Origin of the sequence: Ruminococcus bromii (assembly GCF_928721825.1) — a bacterium.
In the GTDB taxonomy this organism is placed as follows: Bacteria; Bacillota; Clostridia; order Oscillospirales; family Acutalibacteraceae; genus Ruminococcoides; species Ruminococcoides bromii.
Genome location: NZ_CAKMVP010000003.1, coordinates 322322 through 347684, shown reverse-complemented (window position 1 = coordinate 347684; position 25363 = coordinate 322322). Strand labels below are relative to the sequence as shown.

At 41.1% G+C, this 25363-nt stretch carries 30 protein-coding genes; all 30 read right to left on the bottom strand.

Annotated elements, in window-relative coordinates:
* Nucleotides 1–24 precede the first annotated feature (24 nt).
* The 30 genes from QDI94_RS01915 to rapZ all read right to left on the bottom strand — a co-directional run bounded on the left by QDI94_RS01915 (nucleotide 25) and on the right by rapZ (nucleotide 25362).
* Nucleotides 25–603, bottom strand: coding sequence for a hypothetical protein (locus QDI94_RS01915; protein ID WP_015524032.1), 579 nt, complete (start codon nucleotides 601–603; stop codon nucleotides 25–27).
* A gap of 82 nt (nucleotides 604–685) precedes the next feature.
* A complete protein-coding gene (locus QDI94_RS01910) occupies nucleotides 686–1630 on the bottom strand; it encodes a DUF5640 domain-containing protein (protein ID WP_278866686.1) in 945 nt (314 codons plus the stop codon).
* Nucleotides 1631–1725: 95 nt separating this feature from the next.
* Complete coding sequence (locus tag QDI94_RS01905; RefSeq protein WP_278866685.1) at nucleotides 1726–2841, bottom strand: THUMP domain-containing class I SAM-dependent RNA methyltransferase; 1116 nt, start codon at nucleotides 2839–2841, stop codon at nucleotides 1726–1728.
* A 105-nt stretch (nucleotides 2842–2946) separates the two neighbouring features.
* Nucleotides 2947–3483 (bottom strand): ribosome hibernation-promoting factor, HPF/YfiA family, encoded by a 537-nt coding sequence (hpf, locus tag QDI94_RS01900; RefSeq protein WP_101029571.1) that lies wholly within the window; start codon nucleotides 3481–3483, stop codon nucleotides 2947–2949.
* Nucleotides 3484–3510: 27 nt separating this feature from the next.
* Nucleotides 3511–4002: a S1 RNA-binding domain-containing protein gene (locus QDI94_RS01895; protein WP_101029570.1), complete on the bottom strand. Its 492-nt coding sequence runs from the start codon at nucleotides 4000–4002 to the stop codon at nucleotides 3511–3513.
* 36 nt (nucleotides 4003–4038) lie between these two features.
* Nucleotides 4039–4413, bottom strand: coding sequence for an FtsB family cell division protein (locus QDI94_RS01890; RefSeq protein WP_101029569.1), 375 nt, complete (start codon nucleotides 4411–4413; stop codon nucleotides 4039–4041).
* Nucleotides 4385–4879 (bottom strand): spore cortex biosynthesis protein YabQ, encoded by a 495-nt coding sequence (gene yabQ, locus QDI94_RS01885; RefSeq protein WP_278866683.1) that lies wholly within the window; start codon nucleotides 4877–4879, stop codon nucleotides 4385–4387. The genes QDI94_RS01890 and yabQ overlap by 29 nt, the downstream gene beginning before the upstream one ends.
* A gap of 8 nt (nucleotides 4880–4887) precedes the next feature.
* Nucleotides 4888–5160, bottom strand: a complete 273-nt coding sequence (yabP, locus tag QDI94_RS01880) for a sporulation protein YabP (protein WP_101029567.1) — start codon at nucleotides 5158–5160, stop codon at nucleotides 4888–4890.
* Nucleotides 5161–5243: 83 nt separating this feature from the next.
* A complete protein-coding gene (locus QDI94_RS01875; RefSeq protein ID WP_101029566.1) occupies nucleotides 5244–5486 on the bottom strand; it encodes an RNA-binding S4 domain-containing protein in 243 nt (80 codons plus the stop codon).
* Between the two features lie 71 nt (nucleotides 5487–5557).
* Nucleotides 5558–5833 (bottom strand): HU family DNA-binding protein, encoded by a 276-nt coding sequence (locus QDI94_RS01870; RefSeq protein WP_278418707.1) that lies wholly within the window; start codon nucleotides 5831–5833, stop codon nucleotides 5558–5560.
* Nucleotides 5834–5850: 17 nt separating this feature from the next.
* Nucleotides 5851–6648: a nucleoside triphosphate pyrophosphohydrolase gene (gene mazG / locus QDI94_RS01865; RefSeq protein ID WP_278866680.1), complete on the bottom strand. Its 798-nt coding sequence runs from the start codon at nucleotides 6646–6648 to the stop codon at nucleotides 5851–5853.
* A gap of 78 nt (nucleotides 6649–6726) precedes the next feature.
* Nucleotides 6727–8583 carry a putative polysaccharide biosynthesis protein gene (locus QDI94_RS01860; RefSeq protein WP_278866678.1) on the bottom strand — a complete coding sequence of 619 codons (1857 nt, stop codon included), beginning with the start codon at nucleotides 8581–8583 and terminating at the stop codon, nucleotides 6727–6729.
* Nucleotides 8584–8606: 23 nt separating this feature from the next.
* The gene (locus QDI94_RS01855; RefSeq protein ID WP_101029562.1) at nucleotides 8607–9011 is read right to left on the bottom strand and encodes a zinc ribbon domain-containing protein; all 405 of its coding nucleotides are present in this window, start codon (nucleotides 9009–9011) and stop codon (nucleotides 8607–8609) included.
* 145 nt (nucleotides 9012–9156) lie between these two features.
* Nucleotides 9157–10596 carry a coproporphyrinogen dehydrogenase HemZ gene (gene hemZ, locus QDI94_RS01850; protein ID WP_278866677.1) on the bottom strand — a complete coding sequence of 480 codons (1440 nt, stop codon included), beginning with the start codon at nucleotides 10594–10596 and terminating at the stop codon, nucleotides 9157–9159.
* 1 nt (nucleotide 10597) lies between these two features.
* A complete protein-coding gene (locus QDI94_RS01845; protein ID WP_101029560.1) occupies nucleotides 10598–11224 on the bottom strand; it encodes an MBL fold metallo-hydrolase in 627 nt (208 codons plus the stop codon).
* A complete protein-coding gene (gene dtd / locus QDI94_RS01840) occupies nucleotides 11221–11676 on the bottom strand; it encodes a D-aminoacyl-tRNA deacylase (protein ID WP_278866674.1) in 456 nt (151 codons plus the stop codon). Before dtd ends, QDI94_RS01845 begins: the two co-directional genes overlap by 4 nt.
* A 15-nt stretch (nucleotides 11677–11691) precedes the next feature.
* Complete coding sequence (locus QDI94_RS01835) at nucleotides 11692–13890, bottom strand: RelA/SpoT family protein (RefSeq protein WP_187128357.1); 2199 nt, start codon at nucleotides 13888–13890, stop codon at nucleotides 11692–11694.
* Nucleotides 13890–15932 (bottom strand): single-stranded-DNA-specific exonuclease RecJ, encoded by a 2043-nt coding sequence (gene recJ, locus QDI94_RS01830; protein WP_278866671.1) that lies wholly within the window; start codon nucleotides 15930–15932, stop codon nucleotides 13890–13892. Before recJ ends, QDI94_RS01835 begins: the two co-directional genes overlap by 1 nt.
* A 35-nt stretch (nucleotides 15933–15967) precedes the next feature.
* Nucleotides 15968–16246, bottom strand: a complete 279-nt coding sequence (locus QDI94_RS01825; protein ID WP_101029557.1) for a DUF4160 domain-containing protein — start codon at nucleotides 16244–16246, stop codon at nucleotides 15968–15970.
* A 2-nt stretch (nucleotides 16247–16248) separates the two neighbouring features.
* On the bottom strand, nucleotides 16249–16470 hold the full coding sequence (locus QDI94_RS01820) for a DUF7723 family protein (protein WP_101029556.1): 222 nt from the start codon (nucleotides 16468–16470) through the stop codon (nucleotides 16249–16251).
* A complete protein-coding gene (locus QDI94_RS01815) occupies nucleotides 16463–16732 on the bottom strand; it encodes a DUF7724 family protein (RefSeq protein WP_021884172.1) in 270 nt (89 codons plus the stop codon). Before QDI94_RS01815 ends, QDI94_RS01820 begins: the two co-directional genes overlap by 8 nt.
* 20 nt (nucleotides 16733–16752) lie before the next feature.
* Nucleotides 16753–18420, bottom strand: coding sequence for a DNA repair protein RecN (gene recN, locus QDI94_RS01810; protein ID WP_278866667.1), 1668 nt, complete (start codon nucleotides 18418–18420; stop codon nucleotides 16753–16755).
* 14 nt (nucleotides 18421–18434) lie between these two features.
* The gene (gene argR / locus QDI94_RS01805; RefSeq protein ID WP_101029554.1) at nucleotides 18435–18881 is read right to left on the bottom strand and encodes an arginine repressor; all 447 of its coding nucleotides are present in this window, start codon (nucleotides 18879–18881) and stop codon (nucleotides 18435–18437) included.
* A complete protein-coding gene (locus QDI94_RS01800) occupies nucleotides 18881–19738 on the bottom strand; it encodes an NAD(+)/NADH kinase (protein WP_101029553.1) in 858 nt (285 codons plus the stop codon). The genes argR and QDI94_RS01800 overlap by 1 nt, the downstream gene beginning before the upstream one ends.
* Nucleotides 19739–19750: 12 nt before the next feature.
* Nucleotides 19751–20557, bottom strand: coding sequence for a TlyA family RNA methyltransferase (locus tag QDI94_RS01795; protein ID WP_278866665.1), 807 nt, complete (start codon nucleotides 20555–20557; stop codon nucleotides 19751–19753).
* Between the two features lies 1 nt (nucleotide 20558).
* On the bottom strand, nucleotides 20559–22430 hold the full coding sequence (dxs, locus tag QDI94_RS01790; RefSeq protein WP_278866664.1) for a 1-deoxy-D-xylulose-5-phosphate synthase: 1872 nt from the start codon (nucleotides 22428–22430) through the stop codon (nucleotides 20559–20561).
* A gap of 41 nt (nucleotides 22431–22471) precedes the next feature.
* Nucleotides 22472–23347 (bottom strand): polyprenyl synthetase family protein, encoded by an 876-nt coding sequence (locus tag QDI94_RS01785; protein WP_278866663.1) that lies wholly within the window; start codon nucleotides 23345–23347, stop codon nucleotides 22472–22474.
* Complete coding sequence (gene xseB, locus QDI94_RS01780) at nucleotides 23340–23564, bottom strand: exodeoxyribonuclease VII small subunit (RefSeq protein ID WP_101029549.1); 225 nt, start codon at nucleotides 23562–23564, stop codon at nucleotides 23340–23342. Before xseB ends, QDI94_RS01785 begins: the two co-directional genes overlap by 8 nt.
* Complete coding sequence (whiA, locus tag QDI94_RS01775; protein ID WP_101029548.1) at nucleotides 23554–24489, bottom strand: DNA-binding protein WhiA; 936 nt, start codon at nucleotides 24487–24489, stop codon at nucleotides 23554–23556. The genes xseB and whiA overlap by 11 nt, the downstream gene beginning before the upstream one ends.
* Before the next feature lie 9 nt (nucleotides 24490–24498).
* Nucleotides 24499–25362: an RNase adapter RapZ gene (gene rapZ / locus QDI94_RS01770; RefSeq protein ID WP_278866659.1), complete on the bottom strand. Its 864-nt coding sequence runs from the start codon at nucleotides 25360–25362 to the stop codon at nucleotides 24499–24501.
* Between the last annotated feature and the right edge of the window lies 1 nt (nucleotide 25363).

The window sequence follows — 25363 nt, the reverse complement described above, 5'->3', positions numbered from 1 at the left end:
GTATCTGCACATGTGTTTAAAATATTACCTGTTATTAACCTGTGAAGTTCCTTTTTCACGGAGGAAGGTTGATTCAAGGTCTGCAAGGTGAAGCTTTACGGCAAGAGGATATTTGTCATAAGCCTGACTGATTGTATTGCTGTTCTTGTCACCAAATTCGCCCATATGCCAACGAATTGCCATAGCCTCGTCAATTTTAAGGTGCATTTTGCGTTCAATAAGAAAAACTGACTTTTCTCCGTGACCGTATGGGAACTGATCTTCAATTGCATAGTAGGGAACTTTTTCCCACTGACCTGTTTTTTCATTCTTAACATTTCTGCTTGAAACCTTGTAGAACTGAGCCTTGCACAAATCATGGAGCAGTCCGCAGATTGCAAAGCTTTCGATGTTGTCGGTTTCTTCATCATAGTGCTTTTCCATCATTGTATTGAACACGCTGACGGAGTGCATTACAAGACCGTTTTCACAGGCGCAATGATATTTTGAACTTGCAGGGGCAGTAAAAAAATCGGTTCTTTTGAGCCATTCAAGCAGTTCATCTGCACCCTGTCTTGTTATGTATTTGTTATAGATTTCAATAAATTCTTCCTGCGGCGTCATATTATTCCTCCTCATATTACTGTATTTTTAAAAAGGCAACAGCAGATAATCTGCCGTTGCCCTGCGTTAAAAGTTCAAAAGATTATTTTGCCGAAGTTGTGGCTGCCTCGGTTGCTGCCGCTGTAGTAGCCTTTGCAGAACCGTCATCCTTTGTGTAGAGAATATCGTTGAGCTTAAGTCCGTCCTTTTCAACCGAATAAGCAACATCCATTTCAACTTCATCTGTATAATAATACTTTATGATAATTGTTTTATTTTTGATTAAATATGTACCCTCAGCCTTGACGGAGTCAGACTGGTTAATTTCAACAGTACCGTCATCATTGAACTTATAGGTCATCTTTGTATAACCGTTGTCATATGTCCAAGTGCCTGTAACCTTATCGTCTGCCTTAAAATCTTTGTCAACCTTAAGTTCAGGCTTAACAACATTACCGGATTTGAGCTCAGCCTTTTCGTCTGATGTTGAAGTATAAAGTTCAAGAGTTCTGCCTGTGAACATATTTCCCGAAACAGCATAATTGCAGCTCATCTGACTACCGTTGAGAACTCTTTCAAGGGTTTGATTTCCCGATTTGTCAGTTGAAACTGTGTATGTACCGTTCCATGTCATTGTACCCACTGTGAAATCAAGTGTGCCGTCATTATAAAATGTGTAATAAATATCAAAATTAGCAGCCTCATCACTTGATGATGTGTCACTTGACATCGGAACAGATTGAATCCATGTTCCTACAATGCTTGTGTCAAAAAATGCCTTGGTTACAAAAAGAGTAAGAGCAACAGCCGCCACAATCACGACACTGATGATGATAGGAAGCTGAAGTAACTTCTTCTTTTTGGGAGCAGGAGTTGTTTCTGTGACAACGGCTTCTTCTGACATCCCATCAATATTCTGAGGTGTGTCTTCATTGTTTTCTGCAAAAGCTGCAAACTCTTCTGTATTTTCTGTGGTTTCTGATGTTGTATCTGTGTTGGTGCTTTCTGATTCGTTTTCAGGTGCTAAAAATTCTTTATTCTCGTCCAACTGTGATACCTCCTTAAATTTTGTCATCGCTTTCTATCATACTATAAATACGAAAGAAAATCAACTGTTTTTTACGCCGACGCAATGTAATAAAATTATTTAAAATACATATAAAGTTGACATTTCAGCGTGCCGTTATAAAGTTTGCGCCGTTTGTCGGCCTTTCTGCCGAAGATTTTTTCAAAATCATCATCTGGACTTATAACGGTATAGCTTTTACCCTTTATTCTTTTGAAACGCTCGCCCATAACTGCGTACAGCTTTTCAGCCGATTTTACATCAAGTAATCGTTCACCGTATGGCGGATTTGTGATGATTGTCTGAAAACCGTCCTCAAGCTGAAAATCTTTAATATCACGGTTTGCAAATGTTATCCTGTTGGCTACACCTGCAATTTCTGCATTTTTCTTTGCAATTGCAAGGGCTGAATCATCTATATCGTAACCTGTTGCCCTGAATGCTGCATCATATCTTATTTTCTGCCTTGCGTTTTCTCTTGCTATTTCAAAAATATCTTTCGGTACACAGTTCCAATGTTCACAGGCAAAATAGCGGTTAAGTCCCGGAGCAATGTTCAGTGCTTTCATTGCCGCTTCAATAAGAATCGTGCCACTTCCGCACATCGGATCTGTTACAAAATGATCGGCTCTTACTCTTGAAAGCTCAACCATTGCAGCCGCGAGCGTTTCTTTTATGGGTGCGTCATTTGAATCGGCACGATAGCCTCTTTTGTGTAAGCCTGCTCCCGAAGTATCAAGCATTATGCTAACCTTATTATGAAGAATGAGGAACTGTATTTGGTGCGGCGCGCCTGTTTCATCAAACCATGGGAGCATATATTTTTGTGAAAGGCGGTCTGCAACAGCCTTTTTTACGATTTTCTGACAATCGGGAACGCTCATAAGGTCGGAATCCAAGCATCTTCCCTTTACGGGAAAAGCCTCGGAAATTCCGATATAATCCTCCCACGGGATTGCTTTAACGCCTTCAAACAGCTCATCAAAGCTGTGAGCATTAAATTCATCAAGCAAAATGAGCATTCGTTCCGCATAACGGGAATTTATATTTGCGAGTGCAAGAGTTGACCAATCGCCCGTAAAGGTAACTCTTCCGTTTTCGGCATTAACATTTTCAACGCCGAGATATCTTAGCTCGTTTGCACAAAGTCCTTCAAGACCGAATATGCAGGGAGCGGAAAATTTCATATTCATATTTTTCTCCATCATTTAAAACGATATTTAACCGGCTGTTTTACAGGAATACAGACACAAAAAAACAGGGCATCGGAATTAACCGATACCCCTTGCTTTTAAGAATCAGTCGGTTGTTGGCTCGAGCAAACCGTAGTTACCGTCCGCACGCTTGTAAACAACATTGATTTCATCGGTTTCGGAATTGATAAACATAAAGAAGTTATGGCTTACCATATTCATCTCAAGAATAGCCTCGTCAACTGTAATTGGTTTGACAAGTATATGCTTTTTACGAACTACGCTGTAATCATCATCCTCCGGTTCTTCAGCCTGAGAAGCCTCCATGATTAAATCTTCAATACCGGCGGATTTAATTTTCTTTTCAAGTCTTGTTTTGTTCTTGCGAATCTGACGCATAAGAACATCACAAACCTTGTCAAGTGCATCATTCATTTCGGGCATTGTGCTCTCTGCACGATAAATCATACCGCTGTCACGGATTGTAATTTCTACAGTCTGACGATTTTTTTCGAGGGTGACAACTACATTGACAGAAGCATCCTCTGAGAAAATACGGTTAAACTTTGAAAGCTTTTTCTCGCATCTTTCCTTAAAATTATCTCTGAGGTTGACTTTTCTTGCTGTGTAGGTGATTTTCATAAAATCTGCCTCCCTTATATTATATTTTTATTTTCTGCCGTTGCCGTTGCCTCTGCGACTGTAGCCACGGCTTTCTCCGCCACGCTTAAGGTCAGACATCTTGTCCTCGCTTGTCTGCTTGAACTTTGACATCATATCCTCAAACGAAGAGGGAGCATTTCTGCGTGAACTTTGCCACTCATAATCACCCGGTGATGTTACGGGCGGAGCGGGCTTGTATGGCTCTCTGCTTCTGTGATTCTGCCTTTGAGGTTTGTCAGGACGCTTTCTCTGATGCTGTTGCTCCTTTGGAAGAGCCTGTTTCATAGACAGGCTGATTTTTCCGTCATTAAGTGCAAGCACCTTTACCTTTACTTCTTGTCCGATTTTTACATAATCACTGATTTCATTGATGAAGGTAGGTGCAACCTCTGAGATGTGTACCATACCGGTTTTTGAATCCGGCAAATCAACAAACGCTCCGAATTTTGTAATACCTGATACTTTGCCTTCCAGAATCATTCCGACTTCAATAGCCATATAAATTTATTACCCCTTAAAATTATTTCTACCCTTTTATTCTCCGGCAACATTGATAAAAATTCTCTCACCGTCACCGACATAGCCTAATTCATCTTTAGCTATTTTTTCAATATATTTTTTGAGATCGTCACCCTTGTAATCCTGTACCTTTTTGAGGTACTGCGACTGAATCTCAACAACACTGATTTGTTGCTGCAAATCAGTAAGCTCAGACTTTTTCTCGGCTATCTGAACATTTTGATTGATAATTGTAATTACGGCATAGAATACAAAGCCTACAATCGCAAGATATATCAAAATGTATCTTCCCTTTTTACGCTTTTTCGGAGTAATCTCCTTGATTTCATTTTCTTCGGGATGCTGAGAAAATGCAGTGCTTTTATTTTCTTTCCTTGTGCTTTTTTTCATTTTTAAAACTATCTGCTTTCTCTACTGAGTTATTATCATTGTTTCTAAATATACCTTTATTCTTATTCACATTATACAATATCTTGTTGCTGTTTTTCAATAGCTTTTTCAGAATTTTTTTAATTTTTCGGGAAATTTTCACACAAATTCTTTCACCGAAATAAATCAACGGACAATAAACAAGCGACAAAAGCCGACCTACGGTCAGTCTGCAAACCAAAAAACCGATGATTGAGCCGAACATTACAAACACTCTGACAAATCCTAACATATATGCCGCCGAGAAAATAAACAAATTAAGCGACACAATGAGCACATAGATAAGGTCAAGAACAAAAACAGAAATTTTACTTTTACAAAATGTCATTCTGATAATTTTAAATATATCATAAAACAGCCCCGCCGCTGTGCCGAATATCAGCGAATACAAAAAAGCCGTTGTCTGCTGCGAGAAAGTCAGTTCCAAAATTACACCTACTTAAAAAGTTTTGAAAGCTTTGATTTTGACGCACCGCTGCCCAAATACTGCATTGCGTTAATTTTGCCGTCAATGGACACATCACCCGTTTCAAGGTTAAGCTTGTCAATATGAAGATTTTCGCCCTTAATCACAAGGCATCCGCATGAGGTTTTGACAGAAACGGTTTCTTCGTTGAAGCCCGGCACATCCTCCGCACCTGTCATGACAAGCTTTCCCCTGTTATCAAGCATTACCGTGTGATTCTTAACCTTTGGCGTTTCCTGCATAAAAAAACCCCCGTACAAATTAGTTATCAGTAATTTATACGGAGAAATAAATAAAATTATTCTTTTTATTTGACAAAATAAAATCAGACAACTGCCTCATACATTGTTGCAGCATCTTCCTTGCGAACAACCTCTTTTACATCTGTGACCTTTACTTTCACGCTTTTTGAGCCGAGTGTGATTTCAATTACATCGCCAAGCTTAACATCGTATGACGCGCGGGCAACCTTATTGTTTACGGTAATTTTACCTGCGTCACAAGCCTCATTTGCAACAGTTCTGCGTTTGATAAGTCTTGAAACCTTGAGATATTTATCAAGTCGCATAAATCCACTTCCTTCCGATAAAAAACAGGGTAATGACGCACAGAGGCATCATTACCCGAAAAGAAAACAAATTACTTGTTTACAACATCCTTGAAGCCCTTGCCTGCCTTGAATGCAGGAACCTTTGAAGCAGGAATTTCAATTGAGTTACCTGTTCTCGGATCGCAGCCTGTTCTTGCGTTTCTCTGACGCTGCTCAAATGTACCGAAACCGGCAATCTGAATCTTTTCGCCTTCGGCAACTGTATTGATAATTGTTTCAATTGTTGATGAAACAGCCTTTTCAGCATCTTTCTTTGAAATGCCGCTCTTTTCTGCTACAGCAGCAATAAGTTCTGTCTTGTTCATAATAATAAACCTCCAATTTAATTCTTAGATAATTTAACTTCATCCCAAAGGGAATTAAGTACTGATAATGATGCCGTTTTCATATCAATTCCGCGCTCATTTGCAAGCCTTTCAACTGATGAAAAGCGGTCAGTGAATTTGTCACAGGCGTCGTAAAGTGCATGCTCACTGTCAATATCAAGAAATCTTGCGACATTTACCGCTGAAAAAAGAACATCACCGAGCTCTTCACGCTGATTTTCAGCATCATTGTTTTTAACAGCGGCTTTAAGCTCTTCACATTCTTCAAAAAGCTTATCAAGCGCACCGTTTACATTTTCCCAGTCAAAACCGACCTTTGCGGCCTTCTGCTGGATTTTTGTACTGCGCATGAGTGACGGAAGTGCCTTTGACACGCTGAGAATTGCCTGTGTCTGAGTTTTCTGGGATTTTGTTTTCATCTTAATGGCATCCCAGTTTTTGAGAACCTGTTCGGTAGTGTCGGCGTTGACATCACCGAAAACATGGGGATGACGGATAATGAGCTTTTTGCAGATTCCGTCACAAACATCGTTTATATCAAATGTTCCCTGTTCACTTTCGATTTCCGCATGCAGAGCAACCTGCAGAAGAACATCACCGAGTTCTTCTTTAAGCAAATCGAGGTCGTCGGTATCAATTGCCTCAACAGCCTCATAGGTTTCCTCAATAAAATTTGAGCGGATTGACTTGTGAGTCTGTTCTCTGTCCCACGGACAACCGTCGGGTGCACGAAGGATTTTTACTATCTCAACAAGGTCATTAAAATTATAATTTTCTTTTTCTGTAAAGTTCATTCGTGACATCTCCGATAATCTTATTAGACAATGCAAATTTTATCTGAGAAGCGGAAACAACCGCAACAGATATATATTTTACCTAATTAATCCTAATTTTTCAAGTGTTTTTGCGATTTTCTCACCTTTCGGCAAAAATTTCAGTTCTGTTGCCGTAAAAGCACGCAATATCAACAATACAGCAATATAAACGATAACCGCAACAAAGATTGCAACTGCAAGCGAAACTGCTATTGACATTCTTGCAGAGCCGATAATGCTTTCCATAAGGTGATATGCGCCGAATGCCGAAGCGGCACTTGCAATCGCACCGATAAGCGGTTTTACTGTTGTACCGAACAAATCGGGCTTGATTTTTGAATACTTGATAAGCAGATACATACCTACGATTGTCATAATTGCATAGGTAATCATTGAACCGACAGTTGCACCCTGAACATTGATTTCCGGAACGCTTACAAACATCCATGTAATGCCGATTTTAACAGCCATACAAACTGTGTACAGCTTCATTGGAAGATCAACCCTGCCGATACCCTGAAGCATACTGCACACAGGAGTTGACGCCGCACCAAAGATTGTTGTGACGCCCATAATCAGAAGTATTCTTCCGCCGACATCGGTAATGAGAGGATCGTTGTACACAAGGCTCATAACAGGAAAAGAAAGTGCCATCATACCGAGAGCCATCGGGAATGTAAAGAGCATTGTCAGACGGATAACGGTTTCAATTGACTTTTTAAGCTCATCCTTGTTGTCCTTTGTCCACGCACTTGTTACATTCGGCATAGCACTTGAACCGAACACCTGAGTAACAGCGGTTACAAGCTGAAGAAAAGTGAGGGCCGCCGAGTAACAGCCCCAAAGGCTGGTGTGGATTGTCTTTGTGTCGGCATAGAACATATCGGCTGTGAAATACTGACTGTACTGTGCCTGCAGAGCCTGCGGATTGGTTTCAATCATATTGAGCAACACACGCTGAACGATTACCTGATCAATAAGAGAGCCTACGCTCATAATAAGTGAACCCATTGCAACAGGAATGGCTGTTTTGAGAATCTTGTTAAAAGTTTCTCTTCTTGAACGAGCCTCAACAGAATTGCGATAATACTCTTCAGGGATTCCGTCGCCCTGAATTTTAAACTTGAGAATATAGAACACAAATGACGCGGCACTTCCGAGGGTGATGCCCATAATTGCACCTGCAACCGAGAATGAAACGATTGTCTGATAAGCCTCGGTTTGATTTGCAATGTAAAGTCCGAAAACCGTGCCTGACTCAGCATAAGAATTCATACCGAGGTGTGCAATGATGTAAGCGAGGAATGCACCGATAAAGAGCTTGATTGTTGCCTCGATAATTTCCGAAACGGCAGTCGGCATCATATTGCGCTGACCTTCATAGTATCCTCGGTAAATTGAAACAAGACAGCCGAAGAACACCGTCGGAGAAAGGCAGAGCATACCGAGCAACGAATACGGAGACTCTATAATCTGAACATAGATAAAGCTTGCACCGACAAGGATTGCAAATGAAAGGATGCCGACAATAACGAAGAATGGTATTGAAACCTTATGAATCTGCCTTACATCGTTAAATCGTTTTTGAGCTGTGCTTTCAGATACAAGTCTTGAAATTGCTATCGGCAGACCGCCTGTTGCAACAGTAAATATAACTACAAAAATTTCATAGGCATTACTGTAAAGACCAAGACCGAAAGATGCAAAATTGACGGTTTCTGTTCCGCCGGCAACGGCTTGTTCAAAAGAAACACCCGAAAAAATACCGGTAAGAATAACCTTGTCAAGAAGTCCGAAAACCTTGACAATCACCATACTTAAAGTAAGAATTGCCGCACCTTTGACAAAGGTTTGAGAAGCGTCTTTCTCGGCATTTGCAACGGCATTGTATTTTTTAGTTTTTAATTTAGACAAAAATAATCACCCATTAATAAAAATCAAAGTTCAAAGTCTTCTTTCGCATCGCCGATATCGTCAATTTTAATACCGCAGATATTGCAAAAAACAGAATTATTGGGAATTACAGCATTGCAACCGGGACATCTTCTTTTATCCGTTGCAACGGCAATATGTTCATTTACTGCATTAAGACTGTCCTTTAAATCGCTGATTTCAGACACAATAATCTTAATCTGCTGTGAATAGTCTGTGCCGTGAACCTCGGATTTATATGTAAGCGCACCGAGCTCACGAAGCTTTTTGTTAATATCGCCTCTGATTTCAGCGGCTGTTATTTTATGCTTAGACACATCATATACCGATGACGCTTTCTGCGAAACAGCAGACGCACAAGCCTTTGCATTTACTACAACATCGTCAAAAATCTCATCGAATTTTCCCATACTGATCCAACCTTTCTAAAATTTACTCGTGAGAGAATCTAATTATGAACATTATTTCCATTATGTTCAACATATGACAATTTTATTTTTTCTTTCAATCGCATATGTCGTATTATAACACTGTCGGGAGCAATTATCAACTGTGTTATTGACCATAAAACTGCATTATTCCTGACTTTCTTTGAATAAGTTCATCAAAACGGTCAATGTATTCGTACGGATATTTAAAATTGAATATTCTTTCGAGATAATCGGGATTGTTGCGTTTCAGTTTTGTAACACCGCCCGAACCGCAGGCAAGGATTGTGTGGGTTTCGTCCATAACATAAACATTGTACAGGCTTTCAAAGCCTCTTTTTGACCAGCCGACATTTTCAAGATTGCCGACCATCCTGCTCTGACGGTACATATAGTACGGAATGTACTCGTTTTGTCCGAGAATATTCTGCGTGTATGCAAGCATTTTTCTTGCATCTCTCGCTTGTTTAAGGTCAAGCGTTACTCCCTCGGTTGTAAGGCGGGACGCTCTTTTCATACAAAGCGTGTGAACCGTAATACATTCTGCATTCAGCCTGACGATTGAATCAAGTGAATTTTTAAAGCTTTCGGGAGTATCAGTCGGCAGGCCTGCAATGAGGTCTGTGTTGATATTATCAAAGCCGCATTTTCTTGCAAGCTCAAAAGCTTCAAAAAACTGCTGAGCAGTATGCTTTCTGCCGATAGTTTTCAGCACCTCATCGTTTGTTGTCTGGGGATTTATGCTGATTCGGTCAACTTTATTTTCTTTTAACGCAAAAAGTTTTGCACTGTCTATTGTGTCGGGTCGACCTGCCTCAACTGTAAATTCACGGCAGGTTGACATATCAAAGCTTTTGTTTACTGTTCTAAGCACCGTATCAAGCTGTTCGGCACTCAGAGTAGTGGGAGTACCGCCGCCGAAATATACGGTTTCAAGCCTTAAACCAAGCTTGTTTGCAATTTCGGCCGTCCGTTTAATTTCTTCGCATAATAGCTTTGTGTACGGTTCAATCAGCTTTTCAGCCCTTTCGATTGATGCCATTACAAATGAGCAATAACTGCACCTTGACGGACAAAAAGGGATTCCGACATAAAGGCTGAAAGATTCGGGTCTTGAAAGTTCAAGAATTTTTCGTTCGTTATGCTCGGTTTCCCTTGACAATGCTATTTTTTCGTTGCTGACAAAAAAGTCTTTCTCAAACTTTTTTACAGCCTGTTCTTCATTTGATTCTTCGGCAAGTCGTCTTAAAAGCTTTACGGGGCGAACTCCCGTAAGTATTCCCCACGGCTGTGTAAGTCCCGTAAAATCACAAAGAAGTTTGTACAAAAGCTGTGCCGAAACAAGCTCGTTGTCATCATCCGTAAGCTTTTTCACAGCTGTTTCGGACTTATTAAAAGAACCGATATTCACCGAAATTGTGATTTTATCCGAAACCTCCGTATAGATATACGGAGGCTGTGGTTCAGAAAAATCTCTTATTACCGTTATTTTTTCATTTGGAAAGAAAAGCCTTGTAAGATTTTCAAGTTCAAAATGAAAATTGTGATTTTTTACATATAAATTCATATTAAAGAATCCTCATCAGCGGATTATATTTTCTCTCGTGGTCAAGAGTTGTTGTCGGTCCGTGTCCGGGAATCACACGGTAGTCGCCCTCAAGATTTTTAAGCTTTTTGATTGACTTTGCCATTTCGGCATCGTCACCCGTGGGCAGGTCTGTTCTGCCGTATGATTCGCAGAAAAGAGTATCTCCCGAAATAATTGTGTCATCAAAAATATATGAACCGCAACCGCTTGTATGTCCAGGTGTGGTGATATATTTGATTTCAGTGTTGCCGAGCATAAATTTGTCACCGTCTTTAAGCAGAATATCGGCTGAAAACGGTTTGAGTGAAAGTCTGTGCTTTTCGGTAAGATTGAGTGCAGGATTGCTGAGAAATTCGTTGTTTTTCTCTCCCGTAACAATCTTAGCGTCAAACTTTTCGGCAAGCTGTTTTGCATAGCTTATGTGGTCGTAGTGACCGTGTGTAAGAATTACATATTCAAGCTTTCCGCCGTTTTTCTCAATTTCGGAATTGAGTTCTTCATTCGGTGCGCCCGGATCGGTTACAGCCATTTTGCCTGTTTTTCTGTCTGTAAGCAGACAACAGTTTGTCATAAGAACCGTAACATTAAAAATTTTTACATCTATCATATTTTCAAATCCTTTGTGTTGATTTCAATAGTAACGGGACCGTCATTCACAAGAGAAACCTTCATATCCGCACCGAAAATTCCCTTTTCAACACGCTCAATTCCGTTATCGTGCATTTTTTTGCAGAAATATTCATAGAGAGGATTGGCTGTGTCGGGTCTTGCTGCAGCCATAAAGTTTGGCCGTCTGCCGTGAGAACAGTCTGCACAAAGGGTAAAATTTGAAATTACAAGCACCGAACCGTTTACATCGGCAAGAGCAAGATTCATTTTATCATTTTCATCTGTAAAAATTCTCAGCCCTGCAATTTTTGTGGCAAGTGCGTCCGCCTCTTTTTCGGTGTCGCCGTTTTCAACTCCGAGAAGAATAAGAAAACCCGTACCGATTTCGCCCACGGTTTTTGAATCGACCTCAACCTTAGCCTCGGTAACTCTCTGTAAAATTGCTTTCATAAATTATAACCCCAATTACAGTCTTTTTACTTCAATTGTTCCGTTGATGTCGGAAAGCTTTGAAATTACACCGCGAAGGTGATTTCTGCCCATAACATCAATTGTTGCCGTAACTACGGCAAGTCCGTTGCCCGCTTCTCTTGAATTTAGAGAGTGTATAAAAATGTGCATATCCGAAAGCTTGATTGTAACATCTGCAAGAAGTCCTGTTCTGTCGGTTGCGGTAATCTGGAGCGTACTTCTGAATGCCTCTCCGACCTCGTCCTCCCAGTAACAGCTTACCCATCTTTCAGGTTCTTCACTCTTGCTGATATCTTTCGGCACATTTGTGCAATGTCTTTTGTGAATTGAAACGCCGTAGCCCCTTGTAATATAGCCGATGATATCGTCACCCGGCAGAGGATTGCAGCACTTTGAGAATTTTACAAGAACATCGTCAGCACCCTCAATTACAACGCCTGCGGATGCCTTCGGTCGCTTTACAGGTGCTTGCGGAACATCAATTTCTTCAATATCGGACGCATATGCTTTCTGATATTCCTCTTTGAGCCTTGGCATTATCTTCCAAAGCTGAATACCGCCGTAGCCTACTGCGGCATAGAAATCATCCATGGAATTATACTGTTTTTTAATCATCAGCTTTTGAAGAAACTCGGGATATTCTTCCTCGGAAAGATTGATTCCGTGACGCTTAAATTCCTTGTCAAGCATCTGCCTGCCTTCAACAATATTCTCATCACGCTTTTCATGTTTGTACCATGAACGGATTTTTGATTTTGCCGACGCAGTCTTACAGATATCAACCCATGCCCTGTTTGGGTGTTCCTCTTTCTGGGTGATAATTTCACAGATATCGCCTGTTTTAAGCTTATAGTCAATAGGAACGATTTTTCCGTTAATTTTAGCGCCGACCATTCTGTGACCTACCTGTGTGTGAATAAGATAAGCCATATCAATCGGAGTTGAGCCCTGCGGAAGATTAAAAACATCACCTCTCGGACTGAACACATAAACATCGTTTTCCGTAAAATCGTTTCTGATATTCTTTGCGATATCGGTAACATCTTCAGCCTCAAGCTGATCAAGAATCATATCCTTGACCTTTTTGATGTTCTCCTCCATTTTGTCATTATTTTTGCCGCCTGCACCCATTCCAAGCTTATACTTCCAATGGGCGGCAATTCCGTATTCGGCGGTGTAATGCATTTCCCATGTTCTTATCTGAATTTCAAAAGGAATTGCGTTTTTGTCGAGTACGGTTGTATGGAGCGACTGGTACATATTCGGCTTAGGCATTGATATATAGTCCTTAAAGCGGTTAGGAATAGGCTTGAATATATCATGAACTACACCGAGAACATTGTAGCAGTCGGATACTGTGTCAACGATTACACGCACGGCAAAAATGTCAAAAATCTGATCCATTGTTTTGCCCTGCATATATGTTTTGCGGTAAATACTGTTAATACTTTTAACTCTGCCGCTGATATAAACACCGGGAATTATACCCTCGGTTTTTGCAAGAATCTGAGTCTTGATGGATTCAATAAATTTGTCACGGTCCTCCTCCGTCATAAGAAGGTCGTCTTCGATTTCCTTATAACCGATTGGATCAAGGTACTGGAGAGAACGATCCTCAAGCTCATCTTTTATTGTTTTGATACCGAGCCGATGAGCAATCGGAGCAAACACCTGCATATTTTCAAGTGATTTATCTCTCCTCTTTTGTTCGGGCATACAGTTCATTGTACGCATATTGTGAAGCCTGTCGGCAAGCTTAATGATAATTACACGGATATCATCAGCCATTGCGATAAGCATTTTTCTTATATTTTCGGCTTGTTGCTGTTCACGGGTTGAGTACGGAATTTTTGAAATTTTTGTAACGCCGTCAATCAGCTTAGCAACATCGTGACCGAAAAGTTTTGTAACCTCTTCAAGTGTTACTCCTGTGTCCTCAACAGTATCATGCAGCAACGCACCGCAGACGGAATCGGTATCCATACCGAGCTCTGCAACAATACAGGCTACTGAAACGGGATGAAGAATGTACGGAATTCCCGATACTCTGCGCTGGTCACCGTGAGCTTTTTCGGCAAATTTATATGCCTTTTCGATTTTATCCATATCGTAAGTGTTGGCAGCAGATGCGGAAAGAATCTTTTTCAGTTCCGTAAAATCCTGATAATGTGCAACATTTGAAAATTTTCCCATCAAAATACCTCTCTTAATTTCCTGATAATCGGAGCAGACTCAAGAGAAACCTTGCCGTTTACAGGCAGAACGGATATTCCGGAGGTTTTCATTCCGTCTGAAAATTCTATAAGACCGAGTTCTCTCATAGCCTCAAGGATTACTTTAATTTTACCAAAAGACAGCCTGTTGTCAAGCATATGAGGCAAAATTGCGGTATCAAAGGCATACCCACTGCTATTTTTTAAATATCTGTAAAGCAAGGCAAAATCATTTCTGTCAGGCATTAAATCGGAAAGCTGTGAGCTGTTAAGCTGTTTTCCTCTGCAAAAATCCTCGTAGTTTGTACGGCTGTCAAGGAGCTTTTCGGTATCGCAGTCCGATGATTTAATATTTCTGACAATCACGGAAACAGACACATTTCCGTTAAACTCATTGCGGTCAAGATTTACCGCAAGGTCGAGCGTTTCACCGATTTTATACGGAAATTCTTCGGTTGAAGTGAAAAACTTCATAGCTGTAATCTGTGTGTTGCCGCGTGACAGCGTAAGTCTTAGGTGCTTATTGCCCGAAAGCGGAGTAATATTTCTCAGAGTCATATTATACAAACCGAAAACAGGTGTCGGATTGCCGGCACCGTAGGGCTGCATAAGCGAAAGAGAATCTAATAAATCAAGATTTATGTACGCAGGGTTAAGTTTGCAATCAATGTTGATTTTATCGTAGGGCATCTTACCGAAATTATCGGCAAATTCGTTTATTTTTTGGCGGAAAGCAGGTATATTTTCGGTATCAAGAGAAAGTCCGACCGCCATTGGATGACCGCCTCTGTGTGTAAGCAGGTCTGAGCAAGCAAAAACAGCGTCACAAAGGGGAAATCCCTCAACGCTTCTGCCTGAACCCTTTGCAGTACCGCCAAGCTTTGAAATGACAATTGCAGGCTTGCCATAAGCCTCTTTAACCTTTGCGGCAATGAGTCCGATCACACCCTGATGCCAGTTTTCGCCGTCAATAACAATAATTTTATCATTGACAAGCGACGGCTTTCTGCGGATAATTTCATCAATTTTTTCAAGAATGTCACGCTCAATCTCCTGCCTTTCGGAGTTGTCACAGCAAAGCTGAGATGAGATTTCATCGGCTTCCTCATAATCTTCCGTAAGAAGGAGCGATACTGATTTTTCGGACAAGCCGAGTCGGCCTGCCGCATTGATTCTCGGAACGATTGTAAACGACACATTAGTTGAAGATATTGCTTTGCCTGTAAGTCCGGAGTCTTTGATAAGTGCCTGCAATCCCGGACGGTCGGTATTTGTAATGCTTTCAAGTCCGTGCTTGACAAACACTCGGTTTTCATCCTTCAACTCAACAACATCACCGATTGTGCCGATGCTCAAAAGATCCGAATAGTTCTCAAGCAGGGTTGTTGTGTCACAGTACTCTCCCTCAAGAGCCATAATCAGCTTAAAGGCAACACCGACACCCGAAAGATTTTTAAACCTGCTTTTGCAGTCCCTTCTGTGCAAGTCAACTACGGCACAAGCCTTCGGCAACTCGCCTGACGGCATATGGTGGTCTGTTATAACCGTGTCAATTCCGAGTGAGCTTGCGTATTCAACCTCCTGTGCTGCCGCAATTCCGTTATCAACGGTAATTATGAGCTTTATTCCACGCTCGTTGAGCTTGTCAACAGCGTTTTTATTCATTCCGTAGCCCTCTGTTTCACGGGACGGAATATAGTACATTGCGTTTGCATCAATTGTTTCAAGGTAAGAATACAAAAGTGCTGTTGAGGTGACACCATCGGCGTCATAATCGCCGTAAACACAAATCGGTTCACCGCAATCAAGCGCCTTGTTAATGCGTTCAACAGCCTTATCCATATCTTTTATTTCAAACGGATCGGCAATGAAAGAATCGTTGTAAAGAAAGCTTTCAATTTCATCCTTCGTTGTAATATTCCGTATCTGGAGCAGCATTGCAACAATTGCAGGCAGCTCATAGCGGGACTGAATCTCCCCCGCCTTAGTTTTATCAAGTTTTGCAACCGACCACAGCTTCAAAATGCCGCTCCCTTTCGTTTGTATAGTTTAATAAATTATTCACCAAAGAATCCGTTATTGCTTAATTCGTTCCATTTAAGATACATATCTTTGTAGTTATCCTTAATAAATTCACGAATAATTCTTACTTCTCTTTCAGAGATGATTCCCTGTCTTTCAACAGTTGTGTCACCGTTACTTTTAACAAAAAACTTAGCTGAACCAGATTCAGTAAGTTTCTTATCACTTGCATGGACATGCATAGCCTCAATAATACAATGTGCGGTATAATAGAGATAGTAACCGCATACTTTAAATTCATAATATTTAGGCACGGCTACACCTCCATATATTTTTTGTTTTTATTATAATAATCAAATACAATCTGAATTTCTATATCATCCATACTTGTTTCAATTACTTCCTGATTATAATCAAATACGAGTGCTTTATTAAGGCGATTCAAATTTAAAACCCTGATGTAATCTCCTGATTTTGTAAACGCATAACCGTTTATAATCAAATCAGCATTGTCAGCAATTGTCTTAAAATCAATCATAACTGATTCTCACTTTCTCTATCTGTTTTAAAAATTCATCAGGATCAATATACAGATTTTCAAGAATCGGCACTAAATCTATATATTCCTCTTCTTCGGGAAGTCCTTTATATTTTGCTGTCACTGCAATATAACCGTTTTCCCATTCAAGTATTTTTGTATATCTTTCGAGTTTTGATGAAGTTCTGAATCTGATAACATAGCCGTTAAAGCTGAATAGTGTATAATTTCCGTTACTGCTTAATATTGCTTCATTCGTCATATTCGTTACTCCTTTCAAAATCAGTTATTATACTTTTCAAGCATTGATTCTGCGTGTTTAAGTGCGGCATCGGTTATATCAACACCGCCGATTATTCGTGCAAGTTCGCCTGCTCTGCCGTTATGGTCAAGGAGGGTTACATTTGTAAATGTTCTTCCTTTTTCAACCTGTTTGCGGATAAGATAGTGATAATCCGCAAGAGCTGCGATTTGTGCCTGGTGTGTCACGCAGAGAACCTGACTGCTTTTGCTGACTTCACGCAGTTTTAAGCCGACCTTTTCTGCCGCTGAACCCGAAATACCTGTGTCAACCTCATCAAAAATGAGAGTATCAACCGTATCCGTGCTTGCAAGAACTGTTTTAATTGCAAGCATCATTCTTGAAAGCTCACCGCCCGATGCGATTTTTGCAACAGGGCGAGGTGTTTCACCCGGGTTTGCGGAGATGAGCAGTTCCATTTTATCCGTACCCTTTGAATTTGGTTCGCACTTTTCAAAGTACGGAACAAGCTCAACATTCGGCATATTCAAAAATGCCATTTCGGATTTTACTTTTGTTGCAAAGGTTTTTGCGGTTTTTCTGCGCAGAGTACCGAGTTTTTCGGCAGCCGCAAGCATTTTTTCTTCGCTTTCTCTGCATTTTTCCGCAAGCTCGTCACGGTTGCGGTCATAGTTCATAAGTTCGTCAAGTCTTGCCTGATATTTTTCGGCAAGATCCGAAAGCTCGTCTGACGGACAATTATATTTTCTTGTAAGACGGTTGATAAGGTCAAGCCTTTCTTCAACTTCTTCAAGCCTTTGTGGATCGGATTCAAGCGAATCAATAGCGTCGGAGATGCTGTCGCAACAATCCTTTAAATTGTAATATGCGTCTGTAAGCGTATTTGCAATTTCTTCATATTCAGCATTATATGATGACGCTTTTTGAAGGGCAGTTGATGCAGAATCGACCGATTCAAGACCGCCGCCATAGTTTTCGTCACCGTCAAGAGCCATTTTAGCATCATTGAGCAGAGAAAAGATTTTCTCAAAGCTCATAAGCGCTGTTCTTTCGCTCTCAAGTTCCTGTTCTTCGCCCTGCTTAACATCGGATTCTGTGAGTTCATTTACCTGATATGAAAGTAAATCAATTTCTTTCAATCTTTCACTTTCGTCCGAATCGGCTGAATTTAATTTCTTTTTGAGAATTTTATATTCATCATAACATTTTTTATAATCAGTCAAAAGCTTTTCACAACCGCCGAAACGGTCAATATAATCAATATGAGTTTCGGAAGAGAAAAGTTCGTAGCTTTCGTGCTGACCGTGAATGTTTATAAGATGCTTTGAGAGTTCCTTGAGCATTGAAACCGTTGCAGGCTTTCCGTTGATTTTACAACTGCTCTTGCCGTTTCTGTTGAGAGTTCTCTGCAAAATGAGCATTCCCTCGTCATCGGAAAAGCCGAGTTCATCAAGCTTTTCAACAATGCTTTGGTTAATATCGTCAAATTGGGCGCTTACAAAGGCTGAATCAGCCTCGGTGCGGATAATTTCCTTTGATGTACGCTGTCCCATAATTGCGTTGATTGCGTCAATTATTATACTTTTACCTGCACCTGTTTCACCTGTGAGGACATTAAGACCGTTTTCAAAATCTATTGAAGTTTTTTCAATCACGGCAATGTTTTCTATATATAAAGTTCTGAGCATTTCAATCAGTCCTGTCAAATTAGCTTTTTGAGTTCTTCGGTAAGCGACACAGCAAGGTCGGCTGTTCGGCAGGCAATGAAGATTGTATCGTCACCTGCAATTGTTCCGACAACAGACGGATAGTCGGCAGAATCGAGTGCGGCACAAACTGCCTGAGCCATACCGCTGAGAGTTTTTATTACAACAAGATTTTGCGCAACATCAATTGAATCTACCGAAGTGCTGAAAAGATTTGAAAAATTGGTACGGATATCGGTTGAACTGCGAGATGCAGAAACATAGCGGTATTTGCCGTCACTTCCGAGAGTTTTAACAAGGCGTAAATCCTTGATATCTCTTGAAATTGTAGCCTGCGTTGCCTTGAAACCTTCCTCACGAAGTCGAGTGAGCAGTTCATCCTGTGTTTCAATCGGATGTTCGGCTATAATATCAAGAATTCGTGCGTGTCGCCCTGTTTTCATCAGAAATCCCTCTCTTTCAGTTTTTCATTGAGCAGCTTATAAAAATTGCGGTTGTGGAGTAACGCAAGTTTAAGCTTTAAATCGGATTTGCGGATTACAACCCTGTCGGTTGCAAGTATCGGAACATTCTTTTCACCGTCAATTGTCAGCACGCAACAGCATTCTTCGGGGATTTTAACATGAACCGAAAGCTCCGATTCTCCGCTGAAAAGTACGGAACGGGAAAATAACGAGTGCGGACAAACAGGAGTCATAAGAATACATTCCATTTTCGGCGCGAGGATAGGTCCGCCTGCTGACAATGAATAAGCGGTTGAGCCTGTCGGAGTTGCAAAGAGCAAACCGTCTGCTCTGTATTTTGAAATTTCGTCACCGTCAAGACTCAGGTGCAAATCAATTGTTTTTGAAAGCTGACCTCTTGCGACAACGGCATCGTTTACTGCAAGATAGTGCTTTGAGCCGTCCTCTTTTATGACCTCAACATCAAGCAAAATTCTCTCTTCTGTTGCGTAATCGCCCGTAAGAAGTCGTTCAAGCTGTTCATATTCGTGCGGTTCAACATCTGCGGCAAAACCAAGTCTGCCGACATTCACACCGATAAGCTGTTTATCGGCTTTTGCGGCATATTTTGCGGCATGGATAATCGTTCCGTCACCGCCTACCGTAATCGCCATATCGCAGTATTCAAAAAGCTCCGTAATGTTTTTTGAATAATGAATGTGGATTCCCTTAAAATACTGACTGCATTCCTCAATCATAGCAATTTCTGCATTTTTATCAAGAAGAAAAAGAGAAATCTTTTTTGCATATTTAATTGCTCTTTCTTTTGAAAGATTGACCACTAATGCAAATTTCATAAAAACACCTGCTCATTTTTTATCAAGAGCGGCATGTGAATTTTCAACAAGCTGCTCGGGTGTTACATCTGTGTATGATTTTGGATCGTCGCTTTTGCGAAGGTGGATAAGGTATTCTATATTGCCCTCGGGACCTTTGATTGGCGAATAGTCGAGATTAAGTACATCAAAGCCGTTTTCAAGGCAGAAATCAAATATTTTTCTGACAACCTCCACATGGACGGCAGGATCACGAACTACGCCCTTTTTGCCCACCTTTTCCCTGCCTGCCTCAAACTGCGGTTTGATTAGGCAGACCGCCTGTGCGTTTTCGCTCATAAGCTGTCTTGCAACAGGCAGAATCAGCTTTAATGAAATGAACGAAACATCAACCGAGAAAAAGTCGATTTCATCGGGAACCTGCTCCCTTGTAACCTTTCTCATATTGGTGCGTTCAAGGTTGACAACACTGGGGTCGTTGCGAAGCTTCCATGCAAGCTGTCCATAGCCGACATCAATTGAATACACCTTTTTTGCTCCGTTTTGGAGCATACAGTCGGTAAAGCCGCCCGTTGACGCACCGATATCCATTGTTATCTTATCTTTTAAATCAAAGTCAAAATTGTCTATGGCCTTTTCAAGCTTTAAACCGCCACGGCTGACATATTTCTGTGTGTTGCCCCTTACTTCAATTTTAACATTTTCATCATAAGAAGTTCCGCACTTGTCGGCTTTCTGATTGTCAACATAAACCTGTCCCGACATTATAATCGCCTTAGCCTTTTCACGGCTGTCGGTAAAGCCCTTTTCATATACAAGAATATCAAGTCTTTTTTTCATCCTAATTCTTTTCCTTTAAATTTTTGGTAATGGTGTTCACCATTCCGTCATCATCGAGTTTCAGTTCATGAAGAGCCTCGCTGACAGACATCTGCTTGACAAATTTGTCATTTATAGCCTTTATATGATAATCTCCGCAGAACTGTGTGCAACAGAGTAAATCGGAGAAATTTCTCGCAATGCCTCCGTTTTTGATTCCCTCTTCAAAGAACCACACATTTTCAAAAGCAGCCGCAAAATCAACGGCATTTTCATCAATCGGTTTAATTCTGCAAAGTTTTAATATGCAAATCTCAATACCCTGTTTTGCAAGAGTTTCCTTAGCCTTGCAGGCGTAAGAGAAAAGTCTGCCGTATGTGATAAGAAGATTTTTACAATTCGGATTTCCGTAAATATCGTAAGAAAGATTTTCTTCACCGAAATCATCGGGTTTGTAAAGCTCTCCGCCGCGAGGATAACGCACAACGGCAAGGCTGTCACAAATGTAGATTGCAGTTGAAAGAGATTTTCTCATACCGTCAAAATACGCAGGAGAGAAAATTGTTGTGTTCGGAATGGTGTTGAGTATCGAAACATCAAACACACCCTGATGAGTTTCACCGTCATCGCCTACAATTCCCGAACGGTCAACACCGATTACAAGGTGAAGCTTTCCGAGAGCCGCGTCGTGCAAAAGCTGGTCATAGGCTCTCTGGAGAAACGTTGAATACACGGCAAAAACAGGACGCATACCTTTTGCGGCAAGTCCGCATCCAAAGGTTACTGCGTGCTCTTCTGCAATACCTACATCAAAAAATCTTTCTTTATAAAGCTTTGAAAATTCGGTAAGCCCCGTACCTCCCGACATTGCGGCTGTGATTGCACAAATCTTTTTATCGTCTTCGGCAAGCTCACACATAGTCTTTCCGAACTCAGCCGAAAACCCCCTGTGGCTTGAAAGAGGCTCGCCGGAATCAATATCAAACTGACCGATTCCGTGAAATCCGCCCGGATTGTCCTCGGCAGGCTGATAACCTTTTCCTTTTTTGGTGACAACATGAACAAGAACGGGAGAGTTCACCTTTTTGGCACACTCAAATGCATTTTCAAGCTCATCAATGTTATGACCGTCAATAGGTCCGAGATAGGTAAAACCGAAGCAGTCAAAAAGAGTGTTTTTGTACACAAGATTTTTAAGTTTTGATTTTCCTCCCTGCAAAAATCTTTTAAGCGGTTTTCCGATAAGCGGAATGTGTGAAAGAATTTTTTCCGTAATTTTCTTGACTCGCATATACCACGGCTGAATTCTTACCGTTGTGAGGTAGCGAGACAATGCGCCTACATTCGGTGAAATGGACATTTTGTTATCATTGAGAACAACAATAAAGTTCTTGTTGAATCTGCCTGAGTTGTTCATTCCCTCAAAAGCAAGTCCACCCGTAAATGAACCGTCACCGATTACGGCAACTGTGTAGCTTTGGTCGCCCATAAGGTGTTTTGCTCTTGCAATTCCGTATGCGGCTGATATTGATGTACTGCTGTGACCGGTGTTAAAATCGTCGTATTTGCTCTCTGCACGCTTCGGAAAGCCTGAAATTCCGCCTTTTTTGCGGATTGTGTCAAACTGCTCATAGCGTCCCGTCAACAGCTTGTGGGTATATGCCTGATGTCCGACATCCCATACAATGCTGTCTTTCGGAAAGTTAAAGCTTCGCTCAAGAGCAACCGTAAGCTCAACAACGCCAAGGTTAGGCGAAAGGTGTCCGCCGTTTACAGATACAGTTTCAACAAGCTTCTCTCTTATTTCGGTACACAGGCTTTCAAGCTGTTCGCCGTTAAGCTTTTTGACATCATGCGGTGATTTAATTTTAGAAAGCAGTTCATACTCACCCATAATTCATTTCCTATCCGTATAATCAAAATTACTTAACAGAGTTATTTATTTCTTTTTGCAAGTTTATATGCAAAATCTTCAAGCTCTGTTGTATCACCGTCAAAGCCCTGCAGCGCATTGACGGCCTTTTTGGTAAGTTCATCAACAAGTTCTCTGCACTTTTCAATTCCGAGAAGTGAAACATAGGTTGACTTGCTGTTTTCTGCGTCACTGCCTACAGGCTTGCCGAGTTCCTCATCAGATGAGGTTACATCAAGAATATCGTCCTGAATTTGGAATGCAATGCCGATGCACTCGCCAAATTCAGAGGCGGCTTTGATTTGCTTATCGTTTGCGCCTGCACTTATACAGCCAAGCTCGCAGGCTGCTTTTATAAGACAGGCTGTTTTTTTGTAATCCATTTCACGAAGGACTTCAATCGGAGCGTTCGTATTTTCACTCATAAGGTCAATAACCTGACCGCCTATCATTCCTGTCGCACCTGCGTATTTTGAAAGCACGGAAACACCTCTGCAGCAAGCAGGAGTTCCGCAGATTTTTACTGTCTTTTCATTTGTAAGGGTTTCAAAAGCAAGCGTTAAAAGTGCGTCGCCGGCAAGCAAAGCTATATTCTCACCGAATACCTTGTGGTTTGACGGCTTGCCTCTTCTGAGGTCATCGTTGTCCATACACGGCAAATCATCGTGAATGAGAGAATATGTGTGAATCATTTCAACCGCACAGGCAAATGCCGTTGCAGACTCTTCACTTCCGCCGCAAAGACTGTTAAACGAAAACACAAGGTACGGACGGACACGCTTTCCGCCTGCCTCAAGGCTGTAAGCCATTGCGTCAATCAGCTTTTTTTCACGGCAATCTGTACTCGGAAGATAGTTTGTTAAAGCATTTTCGGTTATCTTTGCATAATCCTTACTCATTGTCATCACCCTTTGAAAGCTTTGAAATTTTCTCGTTTATATCAATAATCTTACCCTTGCATTGCTCAAGCTGTTTCATACAAAAAGCAAGAAGCTCACACGCTTTTGCATACTCCTCCATTGTCTGTTCAAGAGTAAGCTCTCCGCTCTCCATTTTTGAAACTGATTTTTCAAGCAGTTCATTTGCCTGTTCAAAAGTTATATTTTTATTTTCCATTAGTTTTTACCTCTGTACCTGCATATTCAAGCAGTCTTTGCATACGGTGATTTGCACCGCTTCGGCTGATTGGGGTTGAAAGATTCTGTCCCAAGTCACGAAGTGACATATCAGGATTTTCAAGCCTTAAATATGCAATTTCCCGCAAATCTTCCGGCAGAGAATCAATTCCGACCGTCCTCTTGATATGCTCGATTGCATCAAGCTGTTTTGCCGACGCCGTTGCGATTTTTCCGATGTTTGCCACCTCACCGTTGATTCTGCGGTTTACATTGTTTCGAACCTGTTTTATCGCCTTTGTCCCCATAATCTCCATTGCTCTTATCGGAGCGCCTATGTAGGTGAGCAAATCGCAAATCTGCTCACTTTCTTTGAAATAAACGATATAACTGCCGCTGCGAACAACTGTTTTCGGAGCGAGAGTACATTCGGTTATTTCGGAAAGCACCTTGCACAAATCCTGAGAAAGGTTTTTGTGAGGAACGCAAAATTCGAGGTGATAGCTTTTCATCGGATCGGATATTGAGCCACAGCTTAGAAAAACACCTCTCAAAAATGATTGTGTAAGCTCTTCGCTTGAAAGATTTGCCCTGTTTACGCGCAGAGTAACCTGACCGTAAATATGTCCGAAATCCTCAAAAATACGCTTGCAATCGTTTTCGTCAATCACGATTATTTTGTAAAGGCGGCTGTCGCTTGATTTTGTTCTCAACGCCGATTGTTTTTCGATTATCGGCATATATAAATTCTGTAAAAGAAATATAAGGCGGTTTCCCGCATAATTGCTTTCTGTTGTAAAGGTTATTTTTTTTGATGAAAAATTTCTGCTGAACAAAAGCATTCCGTAAAGCTCTGCTTTGAGAGCTTCACGGTCGAACTGTTCAACCGAACAAATTTCTTTTTTTACATCCGAGGAAAATGACATCTCTGCACCTTACCTGTCAATATCTCTGTGCTGAATAACGCACTTATAGCCTTTCTCATGAAAGTGAGCGTTAAGCTGCATGGCAATTGTAACGCTTCTGTGTTTACCGCCTGTACAGCCGATGCCGACAACAAGCTCGCTCTTGCCCTCTTTGAGATAAAGCGGAACCGAAAAATCGAGCATACTCAAAAGTCGCTTTAAGAACTCGCTTGTTTCATCGCTTTCAAGAACATAGTCGCGCACCTTTTTGTCAAGCCCTGTAAGATGTTTGAGTTCGGGAATGTAAAAAGGATTAGGCAGACAACGCACATCCATAATAAGGTCAGCCTCAAGCGGAATTCCGTATTTGAACCCGAACGACATAAATGTCAGCGTAATGCTTTGTGAAGTGTCCTCCATAAACATTGACATAATTCGCTCTCGGAGCTGTTTGTTTGACATATATGTAGTGTCAATGTTATAATCGGCTGTTCTTTTAACAGGCAAAAGAAGCTCCCTTTCAAGCTCAACGGCAGACAGTACCGAACCGTCCTTGAGTTTTTCCGAAAGAGGATGTCTTCTTCTTGTTTCCTTATAACGAACAACGAGCCTGTCCGTCATTGCGTCAAAGAACAATACTTTTACATTTTCATAGCGTTTTTTAAAGCGTTCAATCTGAGAACACATTTCCTCAAATTTTTCGTTGCCTCTTACATCAACAACCACTGCAACTCTTTTCATTGAATCATCTTCAGATTTAAGGCAAAGATCGTAGAGTGTTGACAGCAAGCTTGACGGAAGATTGTCAACGCAGTAGTAGCCGATGTCTTCAAGCACATGCAAAGCACCTGTTTTGCCTGCACCCGACATTCCTGTAATGATTACAAATTCCATA